Raw genomic sequence first — 11,300 nt, 5'->3', positions numbered from 1 at the left:
CACGCAGCAATCACGAGTCACATCATGCTCATCACCACGCACCATTCACCAGTCACCAGTCACCAGTCACCAGTCACCAGTCACCATTCACCAGTCACCAGTCACCAGTCACCAGTCACCAGTCACCAGTCACCAGTCACCAGTCACCAGTCACCAGTCACCAGTCACCAGTCACCAGTCACCAGTCCCTATTTATGCAACAGTTCTAGCCAACAATACTGGACAAGTGGCATTAACACGCACATAGTCAGATAAAGAAGCGCCAACAAGTCGATCCAAATCTACAAAACTCTTAGCAATAGATGGCCGACGATCTGGAGAACCTAACAACAATAAGTCTACATTGAGTTCTTCAGCTAAACGACAAATTTCTTCACCTGGTTTGCCACTACTTGTTACACAACGCACAGAAACACCTTGTCTTTCCGCTGCTGTTACAGCATTTCCCAACACTGTATCTTTTTCTGGTTTAATATCAGCAATACCTGATAATTTACTGCCCAAGTCTGTATTGATATTAGCCAAAATTAACTGACCACCACTAACATCTCTGAGCAAAAATAAGGCTAAGTTCAAACAATTTTGGGAAGCATCAGAATTATCTATTGCCACCATTACACGCTTAATTCTTTTGACATAAATGTCATCTTTAACCAGCAACATGGGACGAGAAGACAATTGGAAAACATACTGACTGACAGAGTTAGCTAAAATTGATTTCAGTCGTTTCAGTCCTCTTGAACCCATGATAATCAAGTCAGCTTCTATTTCATCAGCGACTTGACAAACTACATCTTTGGGATCTCCTTGGCGTAAAATAGAAGAAACCCGACTGGGATCTAAATCCAAAGACTGAATTGCATTAGCTAGGATCTTACCACCTTCTTCCCATTTATCTGTCATTGCCGCAGCAGTAGTTTGTGAAGGTACAACGTGCAGAACTGTAACTTTTGCAGATTGGATAGATGGCAGTTCTTTCAATGTCTTCATCATTTCTTCTGCGTGTCCTAGTCCAGAGACAGCCAGCAAAATTTTTTGTATCATTGTCCGTAATTGTTCTTAAGGTTTCTTTGGGTTGCGCTGCCAGTACCGAGCATCAGAACTGATGTTCTCAATTTATCTGAAAAACCTAGTTAGCAAATGAACGCAAATAAATTTTAGTTATTAGTTATTAGTCTTTAGTTATTAGTCTTGAGTCATTACAACCAAAACTTACCAATGAGTAGAAAACTAATAAAACTTTAAGTTTGTTTGCGCTTAGTTACTGAAAATTGCCCCCAGGTTTTTCCTAGATTCAGCATACTCTCAATTTAGCCTAATTAAGTTTACGAAATATAATGTTATTTATTATTTTTAATCTATATTCATTTTTGTTGATGAGAAATTAGTAAAGAAATACAACAGAAATTAAATTCTCACTATATTAACTTTTCTGAGGAGCTATTCCTAAGCTGACAATCTTATTGTCAAAATATAATTATTTTGACTTATTTTGACAAATATTGACACAATTGAGTTAATAAGTACCCAGGCAAAATTAATTGCACATAGTGTTTTTATTTTTTTAGTTAAACTGTAGAAATACCCAAGCAAAATTAATTTAACATATAGATATTGAGTGAAAACAAAAGTGTCTGTATTCCTAAATTCCTGTTCCCCGTTCTCTGTTCCCTCTCCTAACTGTAAAATTTATTTTATTTATTTTCCACAAAGAAAGATATTGGGAATGTTGGGTTTCCTTACGTCAACCCAACCATAGAATCTTTTAGGTAGCAGCCAACAAACCATTATGCTTAAGTAAAGCAGTTGTTTTTGGTTCACGACCCCGGAAGGCTTTAAAAATTTCCATTGGGTGCATACTACCACCCATAGCTAAGATCGTATCTCGATAGAGCCTACCAGTATCATGTATTGCCACTTCATCTTCTAAATCCGCTTCTTCAAAAGCAGCAAAAGCATCAGCACTTAGAACTTCAGCCCACTTATAGCTATAGTATCCAGCCGCATAGCCCCCTTCAAAGATGTGACCGAAAGCACATAAAAAGGCATCCTCAGGCAATGGTGGTAAAACAGTAGTAGTTTTGGCAATTCGTTCACGGACATCTATGGGAGTTTCATCACCACCAGGACGATAGCGGTAATGTAGTTCCATGTCCACACTGCTGAGGTGAATTTGCCGTAACATTGCCGAACCACTCATGTAATTACGGGCTGCTAACAGCTTTTGATAATAATGCTCTGGTAATGGTTCACCTGTTTCGTAGTGTTTAGCCATACTGAATAAGGTGGGACGGTCATAACACCAATTTTCCATAAATTGGCTAGGTAATTCTATTGCATCCCACTCCACATTATTAATACCTGCTGCGCCAGTATAATCAACCTTGGTGAGCATATGGTGTAAACCATGTCCAAATTCGTGGAACAAAGTTTCTACATCATCAAAAGTCATCAAACTTGGTTTATTATCCACTGGGGGAGTTTGGTTACAAATCAAATAAGCTACTGGTAAGCGGGTGCTAGTTATACCCCGTTCTGTGATTTTGCTACGATGAATACAAGCTTCCATCCAAGCACCACCACGTTTTTCGGCAGGACGAATGTAGGGATCGAGATAAAAGTAAGCAATGGGAGTACCATTTTTATCAGAAATTTGGAAATAACGGACATCCTCATGCCAAACTGGAGCTTGACCATCAGCAGGTGTCACAGTCACACCAAATAGCCGTTTAATTAGTCCAAATAAGCCATCAAGAACTTGGGGAAGGGGGAAATAAGGACGTAATTCCTCTTCAGTAAAAGCGAATTTGGCTTCTCTTTGACGTTCTGCCCAAAAACTGATGTCCCAGTGTTGCAAATTTTCCACTTCTGCTGCTTTCTGAGATTTAGCAAAATCTTTGAGTGCTTCTAAATCTTTAACAGCAGCATCATAACTAGCTTGACGCAGTTCTTCTAACAGCTTTTCCACGGCTGGGACATTTTTCGCCATTTTACTAGCTAAACTCAGTTCGGCAAAATTTTCAAAGCCCAGTAACTTTGCCAATTCTTGCCGTAACTGTAAAATTTGTTCAATGAGAGGGTTGTTATTTAATTCCCCAGAGGAAGCACGGGTAATATAAGCTTTGTATAATTTTTCCCGTAAATCCCGACGGGTGCTGTGTTGCATGAAGGGAAAATAACTGGGAAAATCTAATGTGATGTGCCAAGGTCCATTTTCTGGGGTGGCCTGTTCTTCCCCGGCAATGCGAGCCGCCTGAGCAGCTAAACTGATTAAGCTACTGGGTAAACCGTCAATTTCTGCTTTGGTTGTTAAAACTAGACTAAAGGCTGAGGTAGCATCCAAAAGATTATTAGCAAAATCTGTAGCCAGTTCTGCTAATTGCATTTGAATCACATTAAAACGCTCTCGTGCTTCTCCTTCCAAACCCACACCAGATAATTTTGCATCTCGAATCGCTGCTTCTACAATGCGTTGCTGGGCAGATTCTAAGGTTTCCCAGGTATCACTGGCACGGAGGGCTTTAAAAGCCTTGTAAATCGGTTTGCTTTGTCCAAGGGTGTTAATAAAGTGTACTACTTGTGGCTGAACCTTTTGATATGCTATACGTAAATCAGGGCTATTTTTGACACCCATTAAATGGTTGAGTATACCCCAACTCCAGTACAGCTTTTCTGTTAACTTTTCTAGAGGTTCTACTAAACCAGTCCATGTAGGCTCTACATTAGTTTCTAATATAGCTAGTTGTTGTTGCAATTCTGTTAACAGATGTTTAAAAGCAGGTTCTACTTGCTCTGGTGTAATATCTGCAAATGGCGGTAAACCTCTGCCTTGGAGTAGGGGGTTTTGAGAAATAATAGCAGTTGCACTCATGGTTTTATGTTAGAAGCCGATCAATAGGCAGAACAACAATGACTTTTATTTATATAACTAATAATGTAACGTAACTACACAATTTAGCCTTGCTAGAATGGCATTCTTATAAATTTCTCAAAATCAGCCAGAAAGGAGAAGCAAAATTTTCCCAGTAATAGATAAGGCATAAATAGGTTTTTTCATGATTTTACAGGGATAATTTACCATAATCAGTGTTTTAGTATTTACAAAGTCATAAAAATTCTGCTTTCTGTTTTGTTTACACCTGTGGTTGTATTGCTGACTTGTATGGATGTATTAGCAGCAATTAAAATCAACAAAATTGGATACAAACAAGGAAAGACAGTTTTAAAAGGTTATTTGGCTTATGATGACTCGCTCAAGGGCAAGCCTCCAGGTGTGTTGGTGGTTCATGAATGGAATGGTTTGCAGTCTTATGCTAAACAATGAACTGAGCATTTAGCAAAGCTGGGTTATGTAGCTGCTGTTAATAATAGCAGCTAACGCCTCACTTCAAAGCCCCGCAAACCTTCTGGGTGTTCATACTCAACTGTAACTTCCTTTACCATTGCCGCAGGTGGTCCTGCATGACACCAACGCACCATTTCCTCTACAATTTCTTTAGCACCCTCAAAAACTGCTTCCACTCCACTATCTGGGAGATTTCGCACCCAACCAGTTAACCCCAACTGGGTAGCAGTATCTACAGTGGCGTAACGATACCCCACACCTTGAACTCTGCCAGTAATGAAGACATGGGCGCGGATTAGTTTTGGTAGTGGTGTTGTAGATTGCATAAAAAAGTCCGGTTTCAGGAGACAGTAAGCAGAAATTAACAGTTTCTAGTATTTTACGATTTCAGGTTTACTTTTTAATCTGCAACTTTGTTGGTACAGTTGGGTTTCTCGGTTGTCACTGATAAATCTTTAATTTCACCCCTAAAACGCTAAAATCTTCTAGGTTACTGACTGAGTTTACAACTGACAACTGACAACTGACAACAAAACACGGACAAAATTAAAATTACTTATGTCTAACTTGCCACCACTCAATAAAGAAACAATTTGGGATATTATCAACGATAATATTGATGATACTACTGTTAACCAATTGGTATGGTATCACTTGGGTTATCGTTATGATGCTAACACTGAAAAATGGGATACTAGCCAAGTAGCACCAGAATGGGTGGCTGAATATCCAGAACCTGGGAATTTTATTGAGTCTCGCCCAGCAACAATGAAATTAACTCGTTCTATTCCCCAAGAAAATAAACAACTGCTCAAACAAAAACTAGGTTTTAAAGGTTATAAAATCGGAGAATTTGGTCCTCGGCAAACTCGCAGGGCAACTATGGCAGGTTGGTTATTAAGTTATATGATGATCACTACTGGTAAAATTGAATAATATGATATTTGGTGATTGGTGATTGGTGATTGGTGATTGGTGATTGGTGATTGGGAAAAATCAACCAGTTACCAAAAGCTGATTTTGATATAATTGATTTTTAATAAAATTTCCTAGAACACCGATTCATTAATCGTAAGGGCGTTCGCGTAGTGTGCCGAATGCATAGCATTCGGAAAGAATATCAATTGTTTCAACGATAGGTTATCACCCGAATGCTTCGCCCCTACAAGATGAAAACAGATTACCTAGCATTACTGAATCGACGATCTAGCATCTGGGCGACAAAAATATACATAAACAATATACATAAACATAGATTTTTTCCTAAAAATCTGCTTTTTTATAGATTCATGTTTTTTGATTTTTATGTATTGTTGAACTAGATCACAATAATGCACGTAATTACTTAATGGTAATTAGTGATTAGTCAAGTCTCATCAAATCTAACTAATTTTTCAGGTTTTCATTTTTCTGAGAACTAATTACTATTTTTCTCAATACTGGATATTCTAAATACTAGATATCCTGACTTCTCTATTATAGATACAGCATCTCAATTAAAACATAGCCCGAAAGAGCGTTTTACTCCTGACTCCTGACTCCTGTACGGGCAACCACGGGGGGGTTGCCCCTACCTCACAGGGGTAGGTTTTTAATATTATCTGTTGAGGCAGGACCTGGAAGACAAGGAGGGAAAGTAGACAAGGAAGATTTTATCAGCACAATGGTCTTTTTGTTACCAAGAGAAGATGATTTTGTACTGTTTTCCTCCCTTGTCCACTGTCCTTCCTTGTCCCCCAAGTCTTGCCCTCACGACAATGTAAAAAACCTACCCTTGTAAGGTTGCCCCTACTGACTCCTGACTCCTGACTCCTGATGTATCTTGTATTTTTCCTGAAAAATGTGTATAGTATTCCTTTACACAATACAGCGCATTACACAAGTTTAGAGTTTTACACCATGATCAACAAATTAATTAACACTAATATTAAGAGTTCGCACGTTTTATTAACTCCTAATCAAGTTAAAGAAAAATTGCCTTTAACTAAATCTGCTGAACATACAATTTTGCAATTCAGACAGGAAATAGAACATATTCTTGATTTTAAAGATAGCAGAAAATTCATTGTAGTTGGTCCTTGTTCTATACATGATCCTAAAGCGGCGATAGAATATGCTGAGAAGTTGAAAGTTATAGCTGATAAAGTGCATGATAAATTGTTGCTGATCATGCGGGTTTATTTTGAAAAACCTAGAACTACTGTAGGTTGGAAAGGATTAATTAACGATCCCGATATGGATGATTCTTTTCATGTAGAAAGAGGGATTTTAATTGCTCGGAGTTTATTATTAAAATTGGCAGAATTAGGATTACCAACAGCAACGGAAGCACTTGATCCGATTATTCCTCAATATATCAGTGAATTGGTTTGTTGGTCAGCAATTGGAGCGAGGACAACTGAATCACAAACTCACCGCGAAATGGCCAGTGGTCTTTCGATGCCGGTGGGTTTTAAAAATGGTACAGATGGTAATATTAATGTGGCTTTGAATGCTCTCAAATCAGCGCAAACTCCACATAATTTTTTAGGAATTAACCAAAAGGGACAGGTGAGTGTATTTCAAACAAGAGGTAATTCTCATGGTCATGTAATTTTGCGGGGTGGAAGTCAGCCTAATTATGATCCGGAGAATGTGAAATTGGTAGAGGAACAATTAAAAGCCGCAGGTTTACCACCAAGAATAGTCATTGATTGCAGTCATGGTAACACCAATAAAGATTATAGATTGCAATCTGCGGTGTTAGAAAATATAATTCAGCAAATAGTTGCTGGTAATAATTCAATTTTGGGAATGATGCTGGAATCAAATTTATATGAAGGTAATCAACCAATTACAGGAAAACGGGAAGAATTACAATATGGTGTTTCAGTAACTGACAAATGTATTAGTTGGGAAGAAACAGAAAGAATTATTTTAGCTGCTCATGCCAAACTCAAGTAAAGTTAGGAGGCAGGAGAATTTTAGATTTTAGATTTTAGATTTTAGATTTTAGATTGGATTCATGAAATACAATCCAAAATCCAAAATCCAAAATCCAAAATCCAAAATTGTATCCCCAATCACCAATCACCTGCTATAGTAATTGTTTGTTCAATTGCTGGTAGATAAACATTGAAAAAATCTGTTTCTACGTCTAAAATTAAATCTTCGCTTGCTCCTTTATGTAGAATAGAAACATTGTTGTCTTTCTTAATGATCACAATCGAACCATCTATGGCATCTCTTAATAATATCATTTCTGTTTCTGTAGGATTATCCAATACCACAATATTACTACCTTTGTAAACCATTCCTTCTGATTCTAGAGTATCTTCTGCGTATTCAGCAATTAATAAATCAAGCTGAGGATGACGCAACAAAGTTTGTATATTGCGATTGTATTCTTGACTCCAAAATTTTTGGCAACGATTGATAAATATTCCCTCGCGACACACAGCACCTATTTTTATTTGTGGATGTTGTAAAAGAATCTGATCAATTATTGCTTGTAATTCAAGTACGGTAATTTTATTAAACGTAATAATTGGTATTCTGGCATCTTGGGCAGATGGAAAAAAGGTTGATAAAATATGGGCAGGAACATCAACACTTGTACCAATCGCGGGGTTAAGGTGCATGAAAATACCTGGTGCAGCGTTAATTTCTAAGATGGCAAAATTACCATTCTTCCAAGAGTGGGAAATATTTTTAGTAATCACATCAATGCCTAAACAAGTAAGGCGAAAATGTTGGGCAATTTCTTCTGCTAAGATAATATTATCAGGATGAATTTTATTGGTAGCATTAATGCTGATACCACCGGATGAGATATTAGCAACTTTGGTAAGATAAATAATGCGATCGCGTTCAATTATACTATCCACATCTAATCTTTGTTCATATAAATATCGTTCCATCGCTTCATCAATGACAATTTTACTCATGGATGATGTGGGTGTATCTCTCCGTTCTGGTTTGCGATTTTCTTTTTTAATTAATTCTCTAATTGTTGAATATCCATTACCCACAACCGATGGTGGCCTACGTTCTGTAGCAGCGACAAATTTACCATTGACACACAATAAACGAAAATCCCTTCCTGATATACTTTGCTCCATAATAATTCTAATTGATTCATCTTCGGGAATTGCTAATACTGCAAAATTATAAGCAGATTTCAATTTTCTAGAATCATTTACATTAGGAGTTACACCAATTCCTTTATGACCCACTACAGGTTTAATTGCCACTGGATAACCGATTTTTCTAGCTATATCTAACGCTTCTGTTTCTGAAGTTACAATATCACCCTTTGGCACGGGAAAACCCAATCTTTCTAAAAATTCTTTACAATCATCTTTGCGGGTAGTAAATTCAGAATCTAGATGACTATCAATATCAAAAGTTGTTGCTACTCCTCGCACTTGTTTTTTACCATAACCATATTGCATTAATCCTTCTTCCCATAAATAGCAAGTAGGAATACCTTGTTGATATGCAGCTTGCCATAAAGCATAAACTGTTGGTCCACCATAAACAGATTCTCGGAACTTATTTTGCAATTTAATTAACCGTTCCTCAAAGGGGAAATACTCATCTTTAGTAATACTTTCCAACCAATCCCAAACCAAGTACACTACTGCTCTTGCAGTGCCTTCATGTAGTGCTTGAATGGCAATTCTTACATAGGAATGATATGCTGTGATACTCCAAAGATTAAGGTATAAACCTATATCTAATTTGCTCACTTCGGAAACAACACGAGCAAATAAATCAGCATATAACTGATATCTTTGCTCCGCTAAGTGCGGATAAAAATCACTGATAACGTCAATATAATCCTCTATCGGTAAAGGATCTTGAAATTCAGTCAAAGAAAAATCAAATACTAGCGCCCCTGTATCTAAATAAGGGTTGGGTCCAATATAATACTTGAAGTTAAAAATATCAAATACATCAGTTCTTCTAGCATTGATGCGGATGACATCGGTACTTTGCTCTTGAACCATTGATTTTCGATTTATTGACAATTTTTGAGGTTATTTAGCCAAGTTCAACTTACTCCTATTATGAATAAGATTCAGCTATCTCAGGGCATAATTTCCATTTAATTAAAGTTTCTGAAATCACGGTTGAGAGAATCAAGATAAAAATAATACTGGGGATAGATTTAATGAAGTTACTTTTTCAATAAAAGAAAAACAGGTAATTCAGAAGATATCTTAGTTATGAATAACACACATTCTGCTCTCAGAAATGAAGTTAGAGAATTGGCTGAGGAAGCATTTCACCGCAAGTTAATTTCAGGATATGGAGATGGGCAAAATATGAATGAATACCAAATTGTTTATCAAGGAAAACCTAGACATATATCTTTAGAACAAGCTCGGCTTTTTTTGACAGATTTAATTTATAGACACCAAATTCATTAAAGAGGGCAACCCACAAAATATAGCATATAGCTCACCCATTATGTTTGAAACAGACTTAATCTGTTATTTTTCATCTGCTATAATTGCCAAAATTGGAAATTATTGCTATGATTATCTACAACAACCGCAGCAACAAAATTATCTGCTGGTAGTAATTCTTTCAATTGCCAATTTCCTGAAACTTTTAATTGAGCAGGTTCTGTAGGTGTTAATTCAATTCCGATTTGTTCTAATTGAATTAAACCATCTCCCGTGGCTTTTAAATAAGCTTCTTTACAAGTCCAGTAACGAAAAAATACTTGTTGTTTTTGTTCAGGTGTAAGTAATTTAATTACTGCATATTCTTGGGGTAAAAAGAAACGTCGAGCAAGATTTTCTAAATCAGACATTGGGCGAATAAATTCTAAATCTACCCCAATTAATCTTTGATAACTTACGCCACACAAACCCAAATCTTGCGAATGTGACAAATTAAAAAATATTCCTGAATCAGCAAACTTAGCTGCTAAAATTGGTTTGCCCCGTTGTTGATAATCAAATTCTAATTGAGACGGTTCTACACCTAAATAACTTCCTAAAATAGTCCGCAGACTACCACGCCCAACAATAAAACGCTGTCGATGTTCAGGAAAATAAAACCTTTCTGCACGAGCAACTTCATCACTAGATAAAGTTTCTCTGAAAGATTGTATCTGTGATTCAGATTGCTGTAAGTTTATTTTCCAGATATGCACATCATCAGATAACAATACTAATTTTTTAGGTGCAGGTAGCCAGTTTGAGGGAAAGTTATTCACAACTAATTCACAACTAAAAAGTTTGGGTTCTAGATAATTAATTCTTCAAAAAATCAGGTATGTTTGATCAATACTACCTGATAAACCTAAGCACTACATTGATGAAAGAATAGGGTCTAAAACTCCGCCTTTGAAAGCGAAAATTTTTGGGAGATTTATGATAAATACCCCTTATAATAACAGACTCCTGTCTTCTGCCTTCTACCTCCTGCCTTCATTAATTCCTATCCATTCTAAAATACGATTCCAAGCCCACCATTGATCAGGATCTTGGGATTGAATTTGACACTTTTTACTACTTATATAACCTACATGACCACCGTAGGATGTAAGTAACAAATCTATAGCAGGATTTTTGGCACTGGCAACTTTTAAATCATCAACAAGATCGGGATGAAATAAGGGATCATCAGCAGCATAAATAATTAAAGTTGGTTTTTGCAACAGAGGTAACAGATGTAAACCACTGCTGGTCTGATAATATTCTTCCACAGAACTAAAACCCAAGCGGCCAATGACAAGTTCTTCATCAAATCCCCAAATGCTATTTGCTCTTTCTATTGCTGCCGAATCAAAAGAATTATCATGAGTATGATGTAATTTCCAGGCTAGTTTTTTTAATTCTCCAGCAATGCGGGATTCAACATACTTACCAAAAGGGTGAGTGACTAAATAAGTGAGCGATCGCAACGAATCTAAACTAGGACAAATCACTGCTCCTCCAGCAATGTCTATATCTTGTAA

Annotated in this window: 11 protein-coding genes; 5 read left to right on the top strand and 6 right to left on the bottom strand. The window is 36.9% G+C overall.

The window, feature by feature from the left end; all coding sequences use genetic code 11:
- Window positions 1-24: 24 nt before the first annotated feature.
- Window positions 25-255 carry a hypothetical protein gene (locus tag FFR48_RS20095; RefSeq protein ID WP_201277653.1) on the top strand — a complete coding sequence of 77 codons (231 nt, stop codon included), beginning with the start codon at window positions 25-27 and terminating at the stop codon, window positions 253-255.
- On the opposite strand, the gene FFR48_RS20090 is transcribed toward FFR48_RS20095, so the two are convergent.
- On the bottom strand, window positions 193-1,044 hold the full coding sequence (locus FFR48_RS20090; RefSeq protein ID WP_096564919.1) for a universal stress protein: 852 nt from the start codon (window positions 1,042-1,044) through the stop codon (window positions 193-195). The two genes, FFR48_RS20095 and FFR48_RS20090, sit on opposite strands and share 63 nt — an antisense overlap.
- A gap of 721 nt (window positions 1,045-1,765) precedes the next feature.
- The gene (locus tag FFR48_RS20085) at window positions 1,766-3,871 is read right to left on the bottom strand and encodes a M3 family metallopeptidase (protein ID WP_137668600.1); all 2,106 of its coding nucleotides are present in this window, start codon (window positions 3,869-3,871) and stop codon (window positions 1,766-1,768) included.
- A gap of 291 nt (window positions 3,872-4,162) precedes the next feature.
- On the opposite strand from FFR48_RS20085, the gene FFR48_RS20080 reads away from it, so the two are divergent.
- On the top strand, window positions 4,163-4,324 hold the full coding sequence (locus FFR48_RS20080; protein ID WP_371851462.1) for a hypothetical protein: 162 nt from the start codon (window positions 4,163-4,165) through the stop codon (window positions 4,322-4,324).
- Between the two features lie 50 nt (window positions 4,325-4,374).
- Here the strand turns inward: FFR48_RS20080 and FFR48_RS20075 are convergent, their stop codons facing one another.
- Entirely contained in the window at window positions 4,375-4,671 is a 297-nt protein-coding gene (locus tag FFR48_RS20075; protein WP_096564923.1) for an acylphosphatase, read from the bottom strand.
- A 232-nt stretch (window positions 4,672-4,903) separates the two neighbouring features.
- Here FFR48_RS20075 and FFR48_RS20070 point away from each other — a divergent pair, with 232 nt between their 5' ends.
- The gene (locus FFR48_RS20070; protein ID WP_096564925.1) at window positions 4,904-5,281 is read left to right on the top strand and encodes a DUF1823 family protein; all 378 of its coding nucleotides are present in this window, start codon (window positions 4,904-4,906) and stop codon (window positions 5,279-5,281) included.
- Window positions 5,282-6,244: 963 nt separating this feature from the next.
- Window positions 6,245-7,288 carry a 3-deoxy-7-phosphoheptulonate synthase gene (locus FFR48_RS20065; protein ID WP_137668598.1) on the top strand — a complete coding sequence of 348 codons (1,044 nt, stop codon included), beginning with the start codon at window positions 6,245-6,247 and terminating at the stop codon, window positions 7,286-7,288.
- Window positions 7,289-7,407: 119 nt separating this feature from the next.
- On the opposite strand, the gene FFR48_RS20060 is transcribed toward FFR48_RS20065, so the two are convergent.
- Window positions 7,408-9,336, bottom strand: coding sequence for an ATP-binding protein (locus FFR48_RS20060; protein WP_137668597.1), 1,929 nt, complete (start codon window positions 9,334-9,336; stop codon window positions 7,408-7,410).
- Window positions 9,337-9,555: 219 nt separating this feature from the next.
- Here FFR48_RS20060 and FFR48_RS20055 point away from each other — a divergent pair, with 219 nt between their 5' ends.
- The gene (locus FFR48_RS20055) at window positions 9,556-9,759 is read left to right on the top strand and encodes a hypothetical protein (RefSeq protein ID WP_096564929.1); all 204 of its coding nucleotides are present in this window, start codon (window positions 9,556-9,558) and stop codon (window positions 9,757-9,759) included.
- A gap of 77 nt (window positions 9,760-9,836) precedes the next feature.
- Here FFR48_RS20055 and hetI read toward each other — a convergent pair whose 3' ends face one another.
- Window positions 9,837-10,556, bottom strand: coding sequence for a 4'-phosphopantetheinyl transferase HetI (gene hetI / locus FFR48_RS20050; RefSeq protein WP_137668596.1), 720 nt, complete (start codon window positions 10,554-10,556; stop codon window positions 9,837-9,839).
- Window positions 10,557-10,757: 201 nt separating this feature from the next.
- Window positions 10,758-11,300 (bottom strand): alpha/beta fold hydrolase family protein (locus tag FFR48_RS20045; protein ID WP_503827313.1); only part of this gene is annotated, 543 nt, incomplete at its 5' end.

It is taken from the genome of Sphaerospermopsis reniformis, from assembly GCF_005402885.1.
In the GTDB taxonomy this organism is placed as follows: domain Bacteria; phylum Cyanobacteriota; class Cyanobacteriia; order Cyanobacteriales; family Nostocaceae; genus Sphaerospermopsis; species Sphaerospermopsis kisseleviana.
This window is presented reverse-complemented; position numbering and strand designations above follow the sequence as displayed.